Origin of the sequence: Flavobacterium cheongpyeongense, assembly GCF_003202435.1 — a bacterium.
Lineage (GTDB): Bacteria > Bacteroidota > Bacteroidia > Flavobacteriales > Flavobacteriaceae > Flavobacterium > Flavobacterium cheongpyeongense.
Genome location: NZ_QJHK01000014.1, coordinates 1 through 20687, shown reverse-complemented (window position 1 = coordinate 20687; position 20687 = coordinate 1). Strand labels below are relative to the sequence as shown.

General features: G+C 33.3%; 21 protein-coding genes. 8 read left to right on the top strand and 13 right to left on the bottom strand.

Features of this window, described 5'->3' with window-relative positions:
• Window positions 1-70: 70 nt before the first annotated feature.
• The gene (locus DMB65_RS15110) at window positions 71-913 is read left to right on the top strand and encodes an energy transducer TonB (protein ID WP_110307478.1); all 843 of its coding nucleotides are present in this window, start codon (window positions 71-73) and stop codon (window positions 911-913) included.
• Between the two features lie 179 nt (window positions 914-1092).
• Window positions 1093-1473, top strand: a complete 381-nt coding sequence (locus DMB65_RS15105) for a PH domain-containing protein (protein WP_110307477.1) — start codon at window positions 1093-1095, stop codon at window positions 1471-1473.
• A 58-nt stretch (window positions 1474-1531) separates the two neighbouring features.
• Here the strand turns inward: DMB65_RS15105 and DMB65_RS15100 are convergent, their stop codons facing one another.
• On the bottom strand, window positions 1532-2392 hold the full coding sequence (locus DMB65_RS15100; RefSeq protein WP_110307476.1) for a M48 family metalloprotease: 861 nt from the start codon (window positions 2390-2392) through the stop codon (window positions 1532-1534).
• A gap of 246 nt (window positions 2393-2638) precedes the next feature.
• Between DMB65_RS15100 and lipA the strand changes: the two genes are divergently transcribed.
• Both lipA and gap read left to right on the top strand, forming a co-directional pair.
• Entirely contained in the window at window positions 2639-3505 is an 867-nt protein-coding gene (gene lipA / locus DMB65_RS15095) for a lipoyl synthase (RefSeq protein ID WP_110307475.1), read from the top strand.
• A gap of 61 nt (window positions 3506-3566) precedes the next feature.
• Window positions 3567-4565 carry a type I glyceraldehyde-3-phosphate dehydrogenase gene (gap, locus tag DMB65_RS15090; protein ID WP_110307474.1) on the top strand — a complete coding sequence of 333 codons (999 nt, stop codon included), beginning with the start codon at window positions 3567-3569 and terminating at the stop codon, window positions 4563-4565.
• A gap of 273 nt (window positions 4566-4838) precedes the next feature.
• Here gap and lpxK read toward each other — a convergent pair whose 3' ends face one another.
• Entirely contained in the window at window positions 4839-5861 is a 1023-nt protein-coding gene (gene lpxK / locus DMB65_RS15085; protein ID WP_110307473.1) for a tetraacyldisaccharide 4'-kinase, read from the bottom strand.
• A gap of 88 nt (window positions 5862-5949) precedes the next feature.
• Here lpxK and DMB65_RS15080 point away from each other — a divergent pair, with 88 nt between their 5' ends.
• The 4 genes from DMB65_RS15080 (at window position 5950) to rluF (ending at window position 9791) form a co-directional block, all read left to right on the top strand.
• A complete protein-coding gene (locus DMB65_RS15080) occupies window positions 5950-7044 on the top strand; it encodes a Nif3-like dinuclear metal center hexameric protein (protein ID WP_110307472.1) in 1095 nt (364 codons plus the stop codon).
• Between the two features lie 3 nt (window positions 7045-7047).
• Window positions 7048-7827 carry a zinc ribbon domain-containing protein gene (locus DMB65_RS15075; protein WP_110307471.1) on the top strand — a complete coding sequence of 260 codons (780 nt, stop codon included), beginning with the start codon at window positions 7048-7050 and terminating at the stop codon, window positions 7825-7827.
• A 182-nt stretch (window positions 7828-8009) separates the two neighbouring features.
• Window positions 8010-8864, top strand: a complete 855-nt coding sequence (locus tag DMB65_RS15070; RefSeq protein WP_110307470.1) for an alpha/beta fold hydrolase — start codon at window positions 8010-8012, stop codon at window positions 8862-8864.
• Between the two features lie 114 nt (window positions 8865-8978).
• Window positions 8979-9791: a 23S rRNA pseudouridine(2604) synthase RluF gene (gene rluF, locus DMB65_RS15065; RefSeq protein ID WP_110307469.1), complete on the top strand. Its 813-nt coding sequence runs from the start codon at window positions 8979-8981 to the stop codon at window positions 9789-9791.
• A 391-nt stretch (window positions 9792-10182) separates the two neighbouring features.
• Here rluF and DMB65_RS15060 read toward each other — a convergent pair whose 3' ends face one another.
• The 11 genes from DMB65_RS15060 to DMB65_RS15015 all read right to left on the bottom strand — a co-directional run bounded on the left by DMB65_RS15060 (window position 10183) and on the right by DMB65_RS15015 (window position 20459).
• On the bottom strand, window positions 10183-10929 hold the full coding sequence (locus tag DMB65_RS15060) for a LytR/AlgR family response regulator transcription factor (protein WP_110307468.1): 747 nt from the start codon (window positions 10927-10929) through the stop codon (window positions 10183-10185).
• The gene (locus DMB65_RS15055) at window positions 10922-12655 is read right to left on the bottom strand and encodes an ATP-binding protein (protein WP_110307467.1); all 1734 of its coding nucleotides are present in this window, start codon (window positions 12653-12655) and stop codon (window positions 10922-10924) included. The genes DMB65_RS15060 and DMB65_RS15055 overlap by 8 nt, the downstream gene beginning before the upstream one ends.
• Before the next feature lie 24 nt (window positions 12656-12679).
• On the bottom strand, window positions 12680-13153 hold the full coding sequence (locus tag DMB65_RS15050; protein ID WP_110307466.1) for a hypothetical protein: 474 nt from the start codon (window positions 13151-13153) through the stop codon (window positions 12680-12682).
• Between the two features lie 441 nt (window positions 13154-13594).
• Window positions 13595-13744, bottom strand: coding sequence for a bacteriocin (locus DMB65_RS22025; RefSeq protein WP_123955351.1), 150 nt, complete (start codon window positions 13742-13744; stop codon window positions 13595-13597).
• Window positions 13745-13763: 19 nt separating this feature from the next.
• On the bottom strand, window positions 13764-13913 hold the full coding sequence (locus tag DMB65_RS15045; protein ID WP_110307465.1) for a bacteriocin: 150 nt from the start codon (window positions 13911-13913) through the stop codon (window positions 13764-13766).
• A 20-nt stretch (window positions 13914-13933) separates the two neighbouring features.
• Window positions 13934-14083 carry a bacteriocin gene (locus DMB65_RS15040; protein WP_123955350.1) on the bottom strand — a complete coding sequence of 50 codons (150 nt, stop codon included), beginning with the start codon at window positions 14081-14083 and terminating at the stop codon, window positions 13934-13936.
• Between the two features lie 209 nt (window positions 14084-14292).
• The gene (locus DMB65_RS15035) at window positions 14293-15582 is read right to left on the bottom strand and encodes an HlyD family secretion protein (RefSeq protein ID WP_110307463.1); all 1290 of its coding nucleotides are present in this window, start codon (window positions 15580-15582) and stop codon (window positions 14293-14295) included.
• 13 nt (window positions 15583-15595) lie between these two features.
• Complete coding sequence (locus DMB65_RS15030) at window positions 15596-17818, bottom strand: peptidase domain-containing ABC transporter (RefSeq protein ID WP_110307462.1); 2223 nt, start codon at window positions 17816-17818, stop codon at window positions 15596-15598.
• Window positions 17819-18019: 201 nt separating this feature from the next.
• The gene (locus DMB65_RS15025) at window positions 18020-19408 is read right to left on the bottom strand and encodes a DUF4153 domain-containing protein (RefSeq protein WP_110307461.1); all 1389 of its coding nucleotides are present in this window, start codon (window positions 19406-19408) and stop codon (window positions 18020-18022) included.
• 141 nt (window positions 19409-19549) lie between these two features.
• Window positions 19550-19840, bottom strand: coding sequence for a winged helix-turn-helix domain-containing protein (locus DMB65_RS15020; RefSeq protein WP_110307460.1), 291 nt, complete (start codon window positions 19838-19840; stop codon window positions 19550-19552).
• A 4-nt stretch (window positions 19841-19844) separates the two neighbouring features.
• Window positions 19845-20459, bottom strand: a complete 615-nt coding sequence (locus DMB65_RS15015; protein WP_110307459.1) for a hypothetical protein — start codon at window positions 20457-20459, stop codon at window positions 19845-19847.
• Window positions 20460-20687: the final 228 nt, after the last annotated feature.

Below are 20687 nucleotides of genomic sequence, written 5' to 3'. Positions count from 1 at the left end.
GTTATTAGTCAAACTAAAAACCTGTTATGCTTATGATTTAATGTTACTTAACCTTTTAAATCTAATTACTATGTCTAAATTAAGCCTTTACGAAACCAAATGGACTGATCTTGTTTTCGAAAACAAAAACAAAGAGTACGGCGCGTACCAATTACGTCAGGAGAATACCAAAACAACAGTTACCGCACTTTTTACGGCACTGCTAGTGATTGCTACAATAGGAACTACCTCTGTTGTAATCAACAAATTCAGGTCTGGCGATCCAGTAATCGCACCACCTAGAATTTTTGATGACCCATTAATTCCGGTAAATATGGACCCAACAATTGTGCAGCCAAAAACAGACGAACCAATAGCACCACCAGTACAGGAACAACAAGCTATGAAAGAGGTAACTGATGCAAGTCAATTAATAAATCCTGTTGTTTCAACTACTCAGGATGCTGTAGAAAATATTGCCCCAAACATAGAAAATGTTCCAGTTGTAGACCACACATCTACAGGAACAGGTACGGCCATTAATGCAATGCCCGTTTCAGGAAATGGAAACGGAGCAGGAACCCAACCAGGGACAACAGATAATGGAAATACCGTAGTCAGCACAGCTGTTTTAGACAAAATGCCTGAATTCCCAGGCGGAATGAGTAAATTTTACACTTACGTTGGAAATAATTTTAACAGACCTGAACTGGATGCTGAAAAAACATTGAGAGTATATGTTTCTTTTGTAATTGAAAAAGACGGCTCAATGACTGATATTACAGTAAAAAACGATCCCGGTTATGGATTAGGCAAAGAAGCTATACGTGTTCTGAAATCATTAAAAACAAAATGGACTCCAGGAATACTGGAAGGAAAACCAGTGCGAACAGCATACAATCTTCCGATAACGATAAAAACAGAAATGGAATAATAATACAAAAAAGCAGAATTTAAGTTCTGCTTTTTTTATGCCTTATTTGCTTTAAAATCATCTGTAGTCAAAATACCCAATTGACTTAATAGCTCAATGACTGAAAATATGTTATGTATATTTTAATTACTTTTACAACTGTTTAAAACACTATGTATTAATTTTAAAAACTAAAAAAAATGGGAATATTTTCAGCTATCCTTGGAAACGCAGGTTCAGTAAGCCAGGATGATTTACTTAAAAAATACGGGCAACTTTTAACTGACCATGAAGAAATCGAAATGGGCTTTAAATTAATCAGGGACACTTTTATATTCACCAATAAAAGATTAATTTTAGTTGACGTACAAGGTATAACAGGCAGTAAAACGGAATACAAATCAATTTCATACAAAAGCATTACCCGATTTAGTGTTGAAACTGCCGGGACTTTTGAACTTGATGCCGAATTAAAAATCTGGGTTTCAAGTGAACTGCAACCGAGCATTGTAAAACAATTTAACAAATCGGTAAATGTATATGAAGTTCAAAAAGTGTTGGCACATCACGTTTTAGGCTAAAGAAAAAGCCCGATAAATCTCAGAAGATTTATCGGACCTGTTACTTATTTCGAGACTCTTATTTCTTTTTTGTCGTAGTCTTTTTTTTCGTCTTTGCTTTTGCAGCCGGTACTGTATTTACAATTTTTTGCTGTACATAAGCTTTATAAACCCCATCTTTCTCAGCTCTTTTTTTAGCATCTTCTGCTCTTTGTTTTGAATCCGGATGCGAACTCATCATCTTATCTAAGAATGATGCCTCAGTACCTTCACTCATTTTGGCCAAAATCCTGAATGCAGATTCTTCAGCATTCACATTATAACCGTTTTTTTTCATAAAATCATAAGAGAACAAATCAGCTTCGGCTTCTTGTTTACGACTATGCTTACTATCAATCATAGCACTTCCTATTTTTCCTAACTGACTGTCTGTGACAGTTGAAACAGTAGCAGACTGAGATGAAACCCCATCTATCAGGGCTTCTTTTTGATAAGCAGCCCGCATGGCATCCCTCGAGTCATTATTGGCAACATGGCCAATTTCGTGACCAATTACCGCCAATAATTCGTTATCATCCATAATATCCATTAAACCTGAATATACTCTCACACTTCCATCAGCAGTAGCAAACGCATTAACCTCTTTTAATTTATAAACTTTATAATTTAGGGTATAACCTTCACCAGCAGTATGTTTCCCAAAAAGCCTGTTTAATCGTAAAGTATACCCATCATTTGGACCAGCCACTTCGTGCTCAGCATCCATTTTATCAACCGCTTCTTTAGATAATTTTGCAGCATCAGCATTCGTCAAAGTAAAACTGGTTACTCCTTTTTGAAGTGCCCCAATTGCCTTTTCTCCTAAATTAATTTGTGCATTCATTTGACACACCCCAAAAGAAGCAAACAAAATTCCTAAAACTATAAATTTATTTTTCATTCTTATTTTAGATTTAAATTAACAGCACAAATATACTTAGAACTAAAAAATATAAACTGTTTTATATTTTTTTTCTTTTAACAGTTAAAAGAACCACTAAATCAATACATTATTAAAATTAGTAGTTAATTTATCGTATAAAATTAACAAATTACAGATAATTAACCAATAAAATCGATAAGATAATAATTAGACAGTATCTTAACTTCTACAACTTTACGTATATTTGTAATTCAATTTTAATGTATGGAAACCGCAATAGAAAATATACCAGCCGGAAAGCCTAAATGGTTAAAAGTGAAGCTTCCAATTGGTCAAAAATATACTGAACTTCGTGGTTTGGTAGACAAATATAGCCTAAACACTATCTGCACCTCAGGAAGTTGCCCAAACATGGGAGAATGCTGGGGAGAAGGCACAGCAACTTTTATGATTTTAGGAAATGTATGCACCCGTTCTTGTGGCTTTTGCGGTGTAAAAACCGGAAGACCCGAAACTGTAGACTGGGACGAACCTGAAAAAGTGGCCCGATCTATCAAAATAATGAACATCAAGCATGCCGTAATTACCAGTGTTGACAGAGATGATTTGAAAGACGGAGGTTCTATTATCTGGATAGAAACTGTAAAAGCAATCCGCAGAATGAACCCTAACACAACTCTCGAAACCCTAATTCCTGATTTTCAGGGAATCGAAAGAAATCTGGACCGAATTGTAGAAGCGAATCCGGAAGTTGTTTCCCACAACATGGAAACAGTTCGCAGACTGACCCGGGAAGTCCGTATTCAGGCAAAATATGACCGCAGCTTAGAGGTCCTACGTTACTTAAAAGAAAAGGGAATCAACAGAACCAAATCCGGAATCATGTTAGGACTTGGTGAAACAGAAGAAGAAGTTTTTCAAACCATGACTGATTTACGCAATGCAAATGTTGATGTAGTAACTATCGGTCAATATTTACAGCCAAGTAAAAAACATTTACCCGTAAAAGAGTTTATTACTCCTGAGCAATTTGCCAGATATGAAAAATTTGGCCTTGAACTTGGATTTCGTCATGTAGAAAGCGGACCTCTGGTTCGTTCATCTTACAAAGCACAAAAACATATATTATAAAAAGCTTATTCGGTTAATATTTAATTTGTTTAACCGATCAAACGAAGTAACAGATTAAAAATTGAAAACTAGAATTGCTATAAATGGTTTTGGAAGAATTGGAAGAAATTTATTTCGATTACTTATAAACCACCCTGAAATTGAAGTCGTTGCAATTAATGATATTGCAGATAACAAAACAATGTCGCATTTAATAAAATACGACAGCATACATGGGGTTCTGCCTTTTGTCGTTTCTCATGATGAAAAAAGTATAATCGTGGATAAAAAACAGTATTTATTTTTTCACGAAAAAGAGATTTCGAATTTAGACTGGAAAAACCACAATATTGATTTTGTAATTGAATCTACCGGAAAATATAAAACCCATGAAGAATTAAATAAACATATTGAAGCCGGAGCAAAAAGAGTAATACTTTCAGCTCCGTCTGAAGTAGACACCATAAAAACTGTTGTTTTAGGAGTAAATGAAGGGATCTTAGACGGGAACGAAAAAATTGTTTCGAATGCAAGCTGCACGACAAACAATGCAGCTCCAATGATAAAAATAATTGATGAATTGTGTGGTATCGAACAGGCTTATATTACAACAATTCATTCTTATACAACTGACCAGAGTTTACACGATCAGCCTCATAAAGATTTAAGAAGAGCGAGGGGAGCCAGCCAGTCCATTGTTCCGACAACAACAGGAGCAGCTAAAGCACTTACAAAAATATTCCCTAACCTACATCAAAAAATTGGTGGCTGTGGTATTCGTGTCCCGGTTCCTGACGGGTCTTTAACAGATATTACGTTCAATGTAAAACGAGCCGTGACTATTGAAGAAATTAATAATGCTTTTGAGAATGCATCAAAAACATATTTAAAAAACATATTAGATTACACAGAAGACCCAATCGTATCAGTAGACGTAATAGGCAATACACATTCCTGTTTATTCGATTCACTACTAACTTCTGTCATTGATAAAATGGTAAAAGTGGTTGGCTGGTACGATAATGAAATAGGCTATTCATCAAGACTAATCGATTTAATATTGCTGATAAAAAAAACATAAGGTTCCGTTAAAAAGAGTATTGCAGCATAAAACCTTTTGTTTTTATAAGATTTTCCCAAACACTTTTGCATCTACAAACCAAACGAGATGCCAATAACCTTTTATACAATAACGAATAGGCACGGCACAACAGCAACACAACACCAATCATTGCCCTTACAGCTATTTCGTTTTACGAAAACCGGGATCAGTTTTTATCTTTTAGAATGAATGAGTCAGTACAAAACCTTTTATTCCTGAGTTATTTTTCGACACTATTGCCAGGTTTTTCGATTAAACAAATTGCCTTTTTACATACTCCAGAACAGTAGTATCAAAATTTTGCTGATAATTAATAAAAGTACTTTTTATGGGCAAATAATACAACTTCGAAATCACTCCGGCATCTTTTAAACGAACGTAATCTTTTTCAGTTGTAATGATTTTTTTATTTTGAGCTTTCCTTTGAATTTCATTTAAATCATTTTCAGAAAAATGATGGTGATCAGGAAAAGTCAAACATTCATCCTTTTCATTCTTTAGAAAATCAAAAAAAGGTTTCGGTTTTGCAATCCCGGCCAAAAGTAATTTCGCTTCTGATTTAACATCTTTGACCTCGACTCTTTCATCTTGGCTCCCGTAAACTGTATCTTCATAATCTATAAAAGTAAAAAAAATCTGTTGCCCATATTTTAATTTTAATTTCAAACGAATTCCTTGCTGTTTTTCATCAGACAGGTTCTTTGGACATTTTGTAACTACAACAATATTGGCTCTTTTAGCTCCGCTCCTGCTCTCCCGCAAATTTCCTGTTGGAAGCATAAAATCATCTGAATACAAATCATCGAATGCAGTCAGTAAAATATAAAAACCTGCTTTAACTTTCCGATGTTGATAAGCATCATCTAATAAAATAATTTCCGGCTTTGTTGTTTGCGAAAGTAGCTGAATAATCCCATTCGTTCGATTGGCATCAACTGCGACCTGAATATTGGGAAATTTTTGATAAAACTGAAAAGGTTCATCTCCTAAAATTTCGGCATTTGAGGTTGAATCCGCCAGAACAAAACCTTCGGATTTGCGCTTGTAACCACGGCTTAAAGTTGCAATCTTATATTTGTCAGATAATAACCGGATGAGATATTCAATCTGAGGAGTTTTGCCCGTTCCGCCTACACTAAGATTTCCAACTGCTATTACAGGAATATCAAATGAAGTAGATTTCAGAATTCCTTTATCAAAAAGAAAATTCCGAATTGTAGTAATGAATCCGTATAAAATGGCAAATGGAAAGAGTATTTTTCGAAGTACATTCATTTTACGAAAGTATAATTTTTTTCGTTAATTTGTTTCAGGATTCAAGTATACAACACAGGAAATCTAAAACCTGAAACAAAAATAAAAAATGAAAATCAAAAATATAATAGAAGTTCTTGAAGAAATGGCTCCCTTGTCTTACGCCGAAGATTTTGACAATGTGGGGCTTTTAGTCGGAAATTCAGACGCAGAAAACACCGGTGTTTTGGTTTGCCACGATGCTTTAGAAACTGTAATCGAAGAAGCCATTGCCAAAAACTGCAATCTGGTTGTTTGTTTTCATCCGATATTATTCTCGGGAATCAAGAAAATAACCGGTAAGAATTATGTTGAACGTGCCATTTTAAAAGCAATCAAAAACGACATTGCTATTTATGCTGTTCACACTGCACTGGACAATCATTCCCGGGGAGTAAACAAAATCTTTAGTGATACTTTAGGCTTAGCTAATACAAAAGTTTTGATTCCGAAGCAGAATTTCCTTCAAAAATTAGTTACTTACACCACTCCTGATAATTCCGACAAAGTTCGAAATGCCATGTTTGAAGCCGGTGCGGGCACAATTGGAAATTATGACAACTGCAGCTTCAATTCTGAAGGCTTTTTTACGTTTCAGGGAAATGAAGACAGTAATCCGGTAATTGGAGAAAGAGGGAAATTGCATACCGGAACCGAGATAAAAATTGAAGTTATTTTTGAAAAACATTTGCAATCGAGAATTTTAAAAGCCCTTTTCTCGAATCATATTTATGAAGAAGTTGCCTATGAAATTTATGATTTACAAAATTCGCATCAAAATATTGGTCTGGGAATGATTGGAGAACTAGAAAATGAAATGGGCGAAAAAGACTTTTTACATTTCGTAAAAGACAAAATGATTGCCGATGGTATACGTCATTCAGCTCTTACAGGAAAAAAAATAAAGAAAGTTGCCGTGTTGGGAGGATCAGGAAGTTTTGCTATCAAAAATGCTATTCAGGCAGGAGCAGATGCTTTTTTGACAGCCGATTTAAAATACCACCAGTTTTATGAAGCCGAAAATCGTTTGCTTTTAGCCGATATTGGTCATTTTGAGAGCGAACGGTATACAAAAAATTATATTGTTGATTATCTTAGGAAAAAAATCCTTAATTTTGCCATCATTTTATCAGAAGAAAATACAAATCCAGTTAAGTACTTATAGAATATGGCGAATACGAAAGAATTAAGTGTTGAGGACAAGTTAAGAGCAATATACGATTTACAGCTTATTGACTCGAGAATTGACGAAATCAGAAACGTAAGAGGGGAACTTCCATTAGAGGTTGAAGATTTAGAAGATGAAGTTGCAGGTTTAAGCACTCGTTCAGAAAAACTTAAAAGTGAACTTGAAGTAGTTGAGGATCTTATTAAAACTAAGAAAAATGCTATTGAAGAACACAAAGAGGTTATCAAAAAATACACAAAACAACAAGAATCAGTTCGCAATAACAGAGAATTTAATTCTTTGACCAAAGAGGTAGAATTTCAGGAATTGGAAATTCAACTAGCTGAAAAGCAGATCAAAGAAATGAAAGCTTCTATCGAACACAAGAAAGAAGTTATCTCTAATCTAAAAGAAAAATTAGAAGCTAAAAGCAATCACCTGAAGCATAAAAAATCTGAATTGGACGCCATTATGGCTGAAACTCAGAAAGAAGAAATTTTCTTGACAGAGAAATCTGCTGAGTTTTCTGAGCAAATCGAAGAAAGATTATTAGCTGCTTACAACAGGATCAGAAGCAGTGTCCGTAATGGTTTAGCTGTAGTATCCATCGAAAGAGGAGCTTCTGCCGGATCATTCTTCACAATTCCTCCACAGACACAGGTCGAAATTGCTTCCAGAAAAAAAATCATCACTGATGAACATTCAGGAAGAATCTTAGTTGACAGTGCACTAGCTGAAGAAGAGAAAGAAAAAATGGAACAATTGTTCGCTAAAATCTAAATAAAATGGTTCCGATAAACATCGGGACTTTTTTTTATCCTTATTTTTGCCGTAGTTTAAAAGATTTATCAAGGATTTCATCTCAAAATATTTGAGTGTTTTAAATCTTTGATCCTCTTAAACTGTGGCAAACCTTTTTTAACAGGTTTCACCATCATTCTTTACCTTAAAAAAATTACGTTTTGGGACTTAAAAAAGGAATTCGTTTTATTACATTAAAATCGGTTGGACAATATATTAATTTCCTGAGTTATGTACATCCGCAAAAAGCCGTCGAACTTTCATATGCACTTTTCAGTCAGCCACGGGACGGCAGACTGCTAAAAGAAAGTTTACCTGAAATTTTACAAAATACTGAAACCGAAACCTTCCATCATAATGAGCATCATTTTCAGACCTATATCTGGAAAGGTAATGAAACCAAAATTTTACTCGTTCATGGCTGGGAAAGCAATGCTTCACGCTGGCAAAAGACCTTACCACATCTTCAAAAATCCGGAAGTACGATTATTGCTATCGACGCCCCTGCGCATGGACAAAGCAGCGGTAAAGAATTTAATGTCCCACTTTATGCAGAATTCATCAATAAAGCAGTCGAAAAATATCGGCCTGATATTATTATTGGTCATTCTATTGGCGGTGCGGCCTGTGTTTATCACCAATATTTGTTCCCCAATACAAGTATCAATAAAATGGTCATTTTGGGCGCTCCTTCTGATTTAAAGACTCTGATTGACAATTATGTTTCGATGCTGAGTCTAAACACCAGGATGTTTTCGCTTTTAGAAAATCGTTTTTTAACCCATTTCAATTTTAAACTCGAAGATTTTTCAGGGCAAAAATTTGCTTCAGAATTCAATATCCCGGGTTTAGTGGCACATGATACTTCTGATGATGTTGTTTCTTTTGAAGAAGGCAAAAAAATTGCCCGTAATTGGAAAAACAGTCAGTTTATCGAAACCAATGGTTTAGGGCATGGCATGCACGATGACGAATTATACCAGAAAGTAATCGATTTTTTATTTAGCAAAAAATAGGTTCGAAAGTGAGTTTGTGAGATTCTGAGTTACCAAGGTTCTGAGTTTTTTTTCAAAAAATCTAAAATCTGAAATCTAAAGTCTTAAATCTAAAATTATGACTACTTTTGCACTATGGAAGAGACTCTAAAACGCCTTAATAAATTCATTGGAGAAACCGGTTATTGTTCCCGCCGTGAAGCTGATAAACTCATCGAAGAAGGACGCGTGACCATAAACGGTGTCGTGCCTGAAATGGGAACCAAAGTTTCACCCCTTGATGAAGTGCGAATAGACGGAAAATTAATCGTGGAAAAACACGAAAAAATGGTGTATCTGGCTTTCAACAAACCTGTTGGAATTGAATGTACTACCAATCTTGAAGTTCGAAACAATATTGTTGATTATATCAATTATCCAAAACGCATTTTCCCGATTGGAAGACTGGATAAAGCCAGTGAAGGATTAATTTTCATGACCAATGACGGCGACATTGTCAACAAAATTTTACGTGCCAGAAACAACCACGAAAAAGAATATACTGTAACCGTAAATAAACCTATTACAGAACGTTTTATTCAACGCATGGGAAATGGCGTTCCGATTCTCGATACCGTGACCCGAAAATGTAAAGTAGAACAAATCAGTAAATACACTTTCAAAATTATTTTAACACAAGGTTTAAACCGTCAGATCCGCAGAATGTCTGAATATTTAGGGTACGAAGTAACAGCTTTGAAACGCATCCGGATTATCAATATTTCATTAGATGTCCCGGTTGGCCGTTATCGTGATTTAACCGATGCTGAGATCAAAGAACTCAATCAGTTAATCGAGCCCTCCAGCAAAACTGAAGAAGCCAGTTTGCCCAAAACAGAAGCTCCTAAACGCAGAACCGAATACATTTCGAAATACGACCCACGATTCAAGAAAAAAGGCGATTATTGATTCTTATAACCTGAGTTTGATTATTAGAGTTGACTCTCGCTTTATCCCATGCCATTAAGTTAAGCTTTGTTTTTCTCTCATTCTATGATTAAATGCAAGTAAATTGGATAAATCATAGAATGAGAAAGCTAGATTTATAAAAATCCAGTAAGAAATCCTTAACTTAATGATGTTGGGTTTTATCAGGAGGGTTATATTTTTTTAGATATAAAACACTTCAGCCAAGCAACAGTGTTGATTTATTGACTAAAACCAATTCATCTTTTAACACAGCTAAATTAGAGCAAAAAAAAGATACTTGACTGAATTTCTACAAAGCATCTTTTTATATAAAAAATGATAATCACATACTTATAAAAGATATGTATTTAAAATACAACAGAAGTAAATTTTATTTTAATATTCTAAAGTTTTTTACGAAGTCTTTGTACTTATCACTTAGCGTTACTTTGTGGTTCCCTTTCAAAACAATAAGATTATCATTTACATTTATTTGCTCAATCTTACTCAGGTTAACGATATAATTGCGGTGTGTCTGACAAAACTTAGCAGGATCCAACAACTGAATAATTTTGGTTAAAGATATCAAAATAACAAATTTATCTGTGTCAGTAACAATATTGCAATAACGGTCTTCAACTTCTATGTACAGAATATCCTTGATTTGAACTTTCTTTAAAACTTTGTTTTTTTTAATAAAAAGCGAATCGCTGCTTATTACCGTATTTTGATCCTCACTATGAAATGCATTGGTCTGCTCATAAAATTTCTCTACAGCCATTTCGAGTGCGTACAGAATCTCAAGTTCATTAAAAGGTTTTAATAAAAAGCTAAAAGGTTTTGTAAGTTTAGCCCTTTCAAAAATCTGGCGGTCTTTGGAACTCGTTAAAAAAACAAAAGGTTTTAATCCATTGGGTACGATGTTAATCGTTTCTGCAAAGGTAATTCCGTCCGGTTTCCCGTCCAGAAAAACATCGATAATCACAATGTCAATTGTATTTTGGTAAAACAATGTTAGTGCTTCCTGATGCGTCCGGGCAACACCTACAATATTATAATTATTTTCAGAAAGCACTTTTACGAGTGCATCGCTTTCTGCAGGGGTGTCTTCGACAATAAGTACATTTATATTATCCATTATTTTTAAACTTTGGCAATGCTATGATGATCTTTGTTCCTACCTGTTGTTCACTCTCTATATCGAGTTTTCCTTCATTTTTACGAATCAGGCTTTTGCATAACTGCATTCCTAATCCCGTTCCTATTATATCATCGTTTTGCTTTTTTGAAAGCAAAATGGTTTCTTTTAATAATTCCTTTCTGGTTGCTTCGTTCATTCCCAATCCGGTATCTTCGATCACTAAATAGCAAAACTCCTCTGATGAAGGACGACTGTAAATAGAGATCGTTCCGTTTTCTTTAGAGAATTTAATCGCGTTGTCTAAAAAATTCCGAATAATTATCTTGAGCGAATCCAGATCAGCAAAAACATGATCTGATGTGGCAACATCGTTTTTAAAATCGATGTTTTTGTTTAACATCAAGGGTTTGTAATTGTATTCTACATGCTGTACAATCGTAGCCAGATGCAAGGATTCCTGAAAAAAATAGGCCTGTTGGGTTTGTAATAAGGCCCAGTTAAGCAGGTTATCCAGCAAATTATAAGCTCCTCCGGCAATAGAGCTGTTTTTATGCAGCAAAACATCGAGTTCTGCATAATTTTTATTCTCCAGATTCTCTAATAACATACCATTACTAACTTTTAAGGCATTTACAGAAGATCGCAAATCATGGCTGACGATCGAAAACAATTTGTCTTTGGTAGCATTAAGTTCATCGAGTTCATTTTTCTGCGCCAAGATGATTTTATTGTTTTTAATTTTTTGTCTGTAAAAATAAACTCCGGTACCCAACAGCACAAACAATAAAACCGAAGAAATGAGAAACCCATTTCTTTCGGCTATTTTTGCTTTATTCTCTGCTGCGAGAACATTGACTTCTTTTTGCTTTTGTTTTACAGCAAACTTCTTTTCAAGATCTGCAATTGCCCAGACTTTATTTTGATCGCTTAAGGAGTCTTTCCATGCTTCATATTCTTTTCTGTATATTAGTGCAGCTTGAAAATTCTTTCTGTTTTCTTCAACAGCTGCCATATTTTTGGCTGCTGCTCTTTTTAAATCAAAGGATTTTATCTTTTTTGATAAATTATACGCTTTCTCAAAATAAGGTATTGCCTGATTATCTTTGTACTGAATGTAATATAAATTCGCAATATCCATGTAAGAACTTATAAACAATAACGTATCTTTTTCTATTTCTTGCAATTTCGCGCTTTTAAACAAATACTCTTCAGATTTATCATATTTTGCAAGGTGTAAATAACATAGTCCTAAGTTGTGAAATACTGTACTTTTTTTAAAATCATAAAAATCTTTATTTAGATATTCAATTGCATTAAAATGCGATAATGCTATATCAAACTCTCTTTGCTCTAAAGCAATTTCTCCTAATGAGAAATTTACCTTATAATAAAATTTAAAATTAGAAGAAATCAAATTAAACTCTTTTTTCGCCTCTTTAATAATTTTTTTTTCAAAAAAACTTATTGCTCTAAAATAATGACAATAATTAGATAACTCAAGAGTATTTCTATTACTGAGTTGTTTCATTGAATAAACTAAAGTAGAATCCCATTCCTTTTTGAAAAAGAAATGCTGAGCTTTATTAAAATTAATTTGCTTATGATATTTTATTACTTTTTTTTTAATCTCAAATCGCATTAAATCGTTTTCTGATATTTCCTGAGAAAAAAGGAAAAATGTATTTAATGTAAAAATTATAGTAATAAAAAAAAAATTAATCATTGTCTATTCGATTAAAATTTCATTCTAATTATGTTGTACAGTAGTTTCTGTTCCTCTCGAAGTGTCAGGATCTATGTCCCAAAGAAAAGTTTGAATTGTATTAACATCTGTGAATAAATGTTTCCCAAATGGTTTTTTATTAGCATCAAAACTAATTTCATAAATATCAAATACAGTTCCTGGATCATCTAATAAATCATAACATATAAAAAATTGTACCTGAAGCTTTCCATCTAGATCAACATACTGATTTTGATAGATTTCAAAATTTAACTCGTTATTAGCAGGGCCAAAAGAAGTGACAAAAACAACTGCATTGATATGAAGATTTTTATTATCACTAGACTTAAAAGCCTGGACTACAGGAGAAAAAGGAATCTTCTCTTGGTTATTAGGAAAAGTTACAGTTCCAACTTTAAGGAGTTTTCCTGTTTCATCAATTTTTTTTCCAGGTGGATAAATTTTTTCAATTGGAGAATGAAGAGTAGTTTTTTCCATGGTACTAATTTTTTTGGTTTAGATTAATTAATATTTTACATTTGAAATTCACTATTAAGCCTCGTTTTAACTGAGGTAATGAGTATATTTCCAGAAACCAAATATAACAAAGTATTTCTTAATAAGTTTTGTTTGCCCACATATTAAACGTCAAATCACAACATTTTATCGTTAAATAAATTTTATAATCTTAAAAAAAAATATTTCATAAAAAAAATCCTACTCTTGGATCGAGTAGGATTTTTGTTTTCATATTTACTATCTTTAAAAGATTATATTATTGCAACAACCGTCTCTGTTCCTCTTGAAGTTTCCAGTCCTCCAATAACTGACTCTAATTGTTGCGCTGTTAGGGGGTTGAAAACTTTAACTGGTTTTTGCTGAATTTTACTTTTTGATGAAATAGATTTTAGTGTTTTTATAAGTGATGTTTTAATTAAGTTATCCTATCTGAACAGTCGTTTCCGTACCTCTCGAAGTTTCTGGCCCACCAATAACTGATTCTAATTGTTGCGCTGTTAGGGGTTTGAAAACTTTAGCTGGTTTTGCCTGAGTTTTCGTTTTTGATGTAATCGATTTTAGTGTTTTCATAATTGATGTTTTAATTAAGTTATCCTATCTGAACAGTCGTTTCCGTACCTCTTGAAGTTACTGGTCCACCAATAACTGACTCCAATTGTTGTGCTGTTAGTGGTTTGAAAACTTTAGGTGCTTTTTCCTGAGTTTTCGACTTTACTGTAATTGATTGTAGTACTTTCATAAATTGATGTTTTTAAATTATTAAGTATCCTGAACAGTCGTTTCCGTACCTCTCGAAGTTTCTGGCCCACCAATAACTGACTCTAATTGTTGTGCAGTTAGCGGTTTGAAAACTTTAGTTGTTTTTGCCTGAATTTTCGCTTTTGATGTAATCGATTTTAGTGTTTTCATAATTATTGTTTTTTTTAAGTTAATACTCCAGCTTATTTTATGCCACTTGGAGATATATGGCATTTTATATAACTTAACCGAGGACCTTTTTAAGTAAAAGCCTTCGACTCCGCTCAGGATGACAAATGGTTTCTGATACCTAATGGTTAAATGTAATAAATAAAGATTTACAACCGTAGTTTTTTTATTACATTCTATAAATTATTTAATTAAAATATCAGGTTTTTTCTAAAACTATAGAATATTCTTTGGGCTAACGTCATGTTCTCTGTTATAATCTCAGCAGAAGCCTGCATTCCATTTCTAAAACTTAAGCTCTTACCGTTTGTCGTTTTTCCATTATTTAACAAATTTATGGCTGCATAAAAATGAGACTCATCGTTTGAAGGAATTTTTGCTATGGTTTCTATTTTACCTTCCACCATACCGTACTCTTCATACGGATAGCCTTTAAACTTAATTAAAACGGTCTGCCCAATCTTCACTTTTCCAAAATTATCCTGTGGAATTTTAATTTCTCCTTTGTACTTGTTTTCGGGACTGGAAACATACATTACTTCACTATTGGCTTTTAAAGTTGTTTTTTCCTGTATGAGAGTCGTAAAATTTATTTCCCCATTATTTGGGGCATGCAATACATAGCGGTTCTTCCATCCTGCTATTACACTCCGCAACGTATTAAGTGATTGCTTAAAAATTTCTTTTTGCTGTGTCGCTAGTTTGGTCAGGTCTAATATTTCTTTTTCTTTGGTCCTGATTAAAACGGTATTGTTTATTAATTCTGTTTCTATTTCGTTTATTGGTTCTTTTTTAGAGAGCATTTTACTTTCTTCCCTAAATAAATCGGCATCTGCTATTACACTACTTTTGTGCAATGTTTTATTCATTTGATATTCTTTTTCCTGAAGTTTTAAATCCTGATAAAGAATTTGTTTCTGAACTTTTAAATTTTGTGACAAAACACCCAGTTCTTTTATATCGATCTTTAAAAGTCCCTGAATTTGTTTGTAATATTTATCGCTGAACAAGGCAGAAGTCTGCACATAAACCTGTTGAAAGTTTTGATAACTGCTTTGTATTTCGCCCAGATTCTGGTAGTCTCTCAAACGAATTCGATTCAAATCAACTAAATCATGAAGCTTAATAAATTCCACCATTTTATTCAGTTCATTATCGAGTACCATTACCTCTTCATATTTGGCTGTACTTTCAATGTATCCTAAAACCTGATTGGCTACTACTTTCTGATTTTCCTTTACAAAGATCTTCTCTATTCTTCCATTTATTTTTATAATTACAGGTTTGGGAACAATAAGGGCATTAAGTTTAAATTCTGCCCGTACTATTGACGGATATTGCAAAAGACAGCTCATTACAAATAATGCCAATAACACAGCACATATTACAAAACTTCCCCAACGGACTAACCCACTTGGTATTTGCTCCAAATAATCTCTGACAACTTCACTTTCGATATCTATTTTCTCCGTTTTCGACATATCTTATTAAATTTTAATCTCCTAACTCCAGCTGATTTTTTACTAATCCAAAATAATATCCTTTTTTCTGGACTAATTCATTATGATTGCCTCTTTCGACAATTTCTCCTTTATTAAGCACTATAATCTGATCTGCTTTTTTTACAGTGCTTAAACGGTGTGCAATTACTACAACTGTCTTATTCTCCTTTGATCCGTTTTTAAAAAATTCTTCCAGATTTCGCATAATTATAGTTTCATTATTGGCATCTAAAGAAGAAGTTGCCTCATCAAAGAAAATGTATTCGGGATTTTTATAAACTGCCCTGGCAATTAATATTCTTTGTTTTTGTCCACCACTGATTCCAATTCCACTGGAACCAATTTTGGTTTTATAACCGTTGGGTAATTCTTCTATAAACTCAGCTATATTTGCAACTTCAGAAGCCTTTCTTAATTTCTTTCTGTCAATCAATCCATTAATATCCGATTCGCTTATATTTCTGGAAATTGAATCTGCAAAAATATATCCGTCCTGCATTACTGCTCCACAATTTGCTCTCCAAAAATTAAATCCGAAACTCTTTAAATTAGTATTCCCAACATAGATTGAACCACTCGTTGGCTCATTAAATTTCAATAAAAGTTTGAGAAGAGTAGTTTTTCCGCTGCCACTGGATCCTACTATTGCGGTAACTTTTCCTTCAGGCAGTGTCATATTGATATTTTTTAAAACCATTTCTGAAGCAGAACTGCCATAACGAAAATTCAAATTCTCAATTTTCATGGTTTTGTCCCCTGCAAATTCATTTATAAAATCTGTTTCTAAAGGCTCTTCATCTGCTTTATTATGTATTTCAGAAAGTCTCAACAGGCTTAATTTTGCATCCTGATAATTTCGAATAAACCCTAAAAAATTATTAATTGGCACATTCATTTGTCCAATTATATATTGCACAGACAGCATGGTACCTAATGTCATTTCTCCATCAATTACAGCTTTAGCGGCAATAAAACTGATTATGATATTTTTTATCTGGTCAATAAACTGGCCTCCTTCATTTTGAGTCTGGGTCAGAACCAAATTCTTGATATTTAACTTAAAAAGTCTGGTTTGTAATGCTTCCCAATCCCAACGACGTCTTTTTTCGGAACCGTTAAGTTTAATTTCCTGCATTCCGTCTATTAGTTGTATCGTTGTATTTTGATTACTGGCAGCTTGGTCAAAATAACGAAAATCCATCTCTGCCCTTCGCTTCATAAACAATAATATCCAGGCGATATAAAATGAAGATCCAATGATAAAAACTATAAATAAGAATAAGTTAAAATAGGCCAGTATAAAGCTAAATACTACAAGGGTTAATGTAGAAAACAAAACATCCAGAGTTGTTGTAGATAAAAATGTCTGAATTCTGTTATTGTCATTAATCCTTTGAAGAATATCCCCGGTTGCCCTGCTGTCAAAATATATGATTGGAAGTTTCATTAACTTGATAATAAAATCAGACAACATTCGCAAATTCATACGGCTCGTTACGTGCAACACAATCCAGTTACGCGTGATATTGAGTGCAGACTGTGAAATAAATAAAACTATTTGAGCAATTAATATCAAATAAATAAAATTAATATTTCGGGTATTAATACCAGTATCAACAATTTGTTGTGTTAGAAATGGAAATATTAATTGTAAAATTGTGCCAAAAAATAAGCCTGATAAAACCTGAGCAATATACTTTCGGTGAGGTTTGAAATATTTATTTAAAAAAGAAAGAAGATTGGGCTTTATTCCGCTATTATGATCATTCTCATAAAAAAGAGGAGTTGGTTCTAATGTCAATAACAATCCCTCTGAATCTTCATTTATATTTTTAGAAGAAAGCCATCCTTTTAAAAAGTCTTTTTTAGAATAGGTAATCAAATCAAAGTTTGCAGGATCACCTACTACAACTTTATTGTCTGTAATTTTATAGACTACTGCATAATGTCTTTGGCGCCAGTGTACAATGCAGGGTAAAGGCAGTTCTTCTGCGAGATCATTAAATGTTACACTCAGTCCCATAGTAGCGAGCCCCAATTTTTCTGCAGCATCTACTAAACCTGCAAAAGTAGTACCCTGTCCATTTATAAAAGAAATTTCCCTTAAATAAGCCAGATCAACATTTTTGCCATAAAACTTACAAACCATTTTAAGGCTGGTTGGACCACAATCCATAAAATCATATTGATGAAAGTGGGGAAATTTTTTTCTCATATTTATACATTCTATTTCCTAATAAACAAACATAATTCTGTTTCTAAACTACTTTTAATATTAGTAACAAAAAATGTAGTGCCAGATATTTCAAAACCAAATATAACAAAGATATTCTTAATAACTTTTTATGTGTTCTCTAAAAAAAATCATTTCTGTTACAAAAAAAATCCCATTCAAAATTGAATGGGATTACATTGCTTATTTACTATTTTTCAAAAACTCATAATACAAAGCTTTTGATAAAAAAGTCTTTTCCTGATAAATTAAAATATTATTTTCTCTGTTTAACTCAGTCTTGCTCTCCTTAATTTTATTTTGTAAAAAGTATTCACGGCGGCTTTCATCATTAAAATTCAAATCACTCAAAAAAACTGGTTCTACTCCTTTCTTTACCGAGATATTATAATTGGTTATCAGATTTCCCCAATTGACAAAACTGCATACTAATACTGTTCCGTAGGCATACCAAATCATCTGATTAAAAAGATAGGCATTTGTTTTTTGTTTCGTAATTTTCAGAAATGCATAAACCAAACCAATTGTTACTAAAATCAGAAATGCATACACTCCAAGGCGTTTGTATGTTAATCCGAAAGATGCAACATATTCTGAATTTTTTATAATTGTACTCAATATCAGAACCCCATTGAGGACAATCCAGATTTTAGACAGTTTTTTAAGACTGGAAGCTTTTGCGTCAAAATTGAACCCGCCTTTGAAGTAAAACAAGATAATACCAACTGCCATGAGGATTGAGAAAACAACAGCATTTACCCTTTCGTGCGTATCGGAACTCAGGTTTGTTTTTTTGACAACTTCAAAAAACTGTTCGTAATTATAAGTAGCGATAAAAACCAAAAGCAATACGTTTAAAAGCACTAATGTAATCTCACCACTTTTTCTTTCGAAATCAATGTCTAAAAAAGAAAAAGAACTTTCGTTTTGGGTCTTAACGTTCTCTTTAAAATCATTATCCAACAGCTCATTTTTTTCATAACACACTTCAGGAATCCAGTAATTCCAAAAACTGAATGAAATATAGAACCCCAAACCACTAATTACGAGCAGCTGCCAAAGATCAAGATCTAACTCATAATCGGTAAACAAAGATGAAAAATGATCACTTCCGAAAGAATAAACGATAAAAAATAGTCCCAAAAATAGAAAAGGAATAATAAAATAGGCGATCATTTTTTTGACAAAACCGTTATTCACTGTTCTTTTCGGAAGGTACTGACTAAACATAAGAATACGTCCCAATGAAGCAATTCCGTTTAAAAACAGTAACGGAAACACTTGTAAAAGTTTGAGTTTTGGTTCCTGTGTTTTGAATTGTAAAAAAACAATCGACAATATCAGTGCCCAAAATGAGGCAAAATCTCCATACCAGGCAAAAGCACAACAGGAGAGTATGGAGGTAACTACCAAAATTAAATGCGACCTGCCGGTGAACCAATCCTGAAAGAAATAACAGATCAAGATAGTTAGTGCTAAGCCGAAAAGCCCAAGGTTCACCCCTAATTCCTGTTTGTAAAAAAGCAGCGTAAACAGTAAGCTGCTGACTAAGATAAAATGTAGTTTTTTCATATTTGTTGAATTTATTTATTAGTGGTCAAATATGATATTGCCATTATTCAGTTGTTTTCATGAACATCGGGACAATTTCATACTTTCAATATTTAAAAAGTACTTTGTAATTCAAAGTTTTTAGGTAAAAAAATATAGTGCTTACGATTTCATTAATTTTTCGAGATACGACAAATGTTCTTTGAACGCAGCTCGTCCAAGCGGTGTAACCTGATACGATGTTTTTGGTTTTTTACCCACAAACTCCTTTTTTACTTCAATATATTCAGCTTTTTCCAGTGCAGAGGAATGACTTGCCAAATTACCGTCTGTGATATTCAACAAAGTCTTCATTTCGGTAAAATCTACCCATTCATTCACCATCAGAACGGACATGATTCCTAATCTGACACGGCTTTCAAAATCTTTATTTAGTTTATCAATGATTCCCATTGGTTTATTTGTATTTTTTGAACATGATTAGTCCGTACAAGATATGCAAAATACCAAAACCTATGATCCAAAATATCAAACCATATCCAATATAAAAAATAGAAATGCATCCTAAAATTAACTCACAAAAACCTAAATATTTTATATCTGAAAAAGTGTACTTCTCGGCATTTATAACGGCAAGACCATAAAAAATCAAAGTACATGGAGCTACGAGACCAAAATAACCGTGATAAATCAAAGCCAGACAAAATATCCCTCCGGTCGTTAGGGGAACCGCAAGATTGAACAGCATTTTTTTTGTCACAGAAGTCCAGATTGGCAGATTGTATTTTCGGCTTTTTCTTATGGTAAAAAAAGCTCCGAATGCGAATGCACAAATTAAAATTATAATTGCGGTCCAAAATAATTCTGAAACCAGACTGATCGAATATAATCTGTGTTCGTCATTTAAATAATCCATCCCGTTGGCTTTAAACAACTGATAGACATATAACCCTCCCAGTAAAGCTGACAAACCTGCAAAAACTCCTGAGAGTCCGCTTAGGGATATAAATCTTGAAGAGCGTTCCATCATAGAACGAATGTGTGCTAAATCTTCCTGGTGCTTTTGATTCATAATTAAAGTACTTTGTATTGCAAAGTTATACTTTATTTTGAAATAGCAATGTAATAATTCGATTTAATTGTATTGAGCTAAAAATTATTTCTACAGGGCTGCTATCCCAATGTCATTAAGTTAAGACATAAATAGATAAAAACCATTGGGTTACGAACCTAAATTAGGTTCTTTGTAATTGACAAAAAAACAAACCCAATGGTAGAAGCAAATATAAAAATAATAGAA

Excerpts from the sequence above, each read along its gene's own strand:
- lpxK (WP_110307473.1), bottom strand. The coding sequence starts at position 5,861 with ATGAATGTACTTCGAAAAATACTCTTTCCATTTGCCATTTTATACGGA.
- DMB65_RS15050 (WP_110307466.1), bottom strand. The coding sequence starts at position 13,153 with ATGGAAAAAACTACTCTTCATTCTCCAATTGAAAAAATTTATCCACCT.
- lipA (WP_110307475.1), top strand. The coding sequence starts at position 2,639 with ATGGAAACCGCAATAGAAAATATACCAGCCGGAAAGCCTAAATGGTTA.
- DMB65_RS15030 (WP_110307462.1), bottom strand. The coding sequence starts at position 17,818 with ATGAGAAAAAAATTTCCCCACTTTCATCAATATGATTTTATGGATTGT.
- DMB65_RS15100 (WP_110307476.1), bottom strand. The coding sequence starts at position 2,392 with ATGAAAAATAAATTTATAGTTTTAGGAATTTTGTTTGCTTCTTTTGGG.
- DMB65_RS15015 (WP_110307459.1), bottom strand. The coding sequence starts at position 20,459 with ATGAATCAAAAGCACCAGGAAGATTTAGCACACATTCGTTCTATGATG.
- DMB65_RS15110 (WP_110307478.1), top strand. The coding sequence starts at position 71 with ATGTCTAAATTAAGCCTTTACGAAACCAAATGGACTGATCTTGTTTTC.
- DMB65_RS15045 (WP_110307465.1), bottom strand. The coding sequence starts at position 13,913 with ATGAAAGTACTACAATCAATTACAGTAAAGTCGAAAACTCAGGAAAAA.
- rluF (WP_110307469.1), top strand. The coding sequence starts at position 8,979 with ATGGAAGAGACTCTAAAACGCCTTAATAAATTCATTGGAGAAACCGGT.
- DMB65_RS15080 (WP_110307472.1), top strand. The coding sequence starts at position 5,950 with ATGAAAATCAAAAATATAATAGAAGTTCTTGAAGAAATGGCTCCCTTG.
- DMB65_RS15075 (WP_110307471.1), top strand. The coding sequence starts at position 7,048 with ATGGCGAATACGAAAGAATTAAGTGTTGAGGACAAGTTAAGAGCAATA.
- DMB65_RS15055 (WP_110307467.1), bottom strand. The coding sequence starts at position 12,655 with ATGATTAATTTTTTTTTTATTACTATAATTTTTACATTAAATACATTT.
- DMB65_RS15105 (WP_110307477.1), top strand. The coding sequence starts at position 1,093 with ATGGGAATATTTTCAGCTATCCTTGGAAACGCAGGTTCAGTAAGCCAG.
- DMB65_RS15035 (WP_110307463.1), bottom strand. The coding sequence starts at position 15,582 with ATGTCGAAAACGGAGAAAATAGATATCGAAAGTGAAGTTGTCAGAGAT.
- DMB65_RS15025 (WP_110307461.1), bottom strand. The coding sequence starts at position 19,408 with ATGAAAAAACTACATTTTATCTTAGTCAGCAGCTTACTGTTTACGCTG.
- DMB65_RS15020 (WP_110307460.1), bottom strand. The coding sequence starts at position 19,840 with ATGGGAATCATTGATAAACTAAATAAAGATTTTGAAAGCCGTGTCAGA.
- DMB65_RS22025 (WP_123955351.1), bottom strand. The coding sequence starts at position 13,744 with ATGAAAACACTAAAATCGATTACATCAAAAACGAAAACTCAGGCAAAA.
- DMB65_RS15040 (WP_123955350.1), bottom strand. The coding sequence starts at position 14,083 with ATGAAAACACTAAAATCGATTACATCAAAAGCGAAAATTCAGGCAAAA.
- DMB65_RS15060 (WP_110307468.1), bottom strand. The coding sequence starts at position 10,929 with ATGGATAATATAAATGTACTTATTGTCGAAGACACCCCTGCAGAAAGC.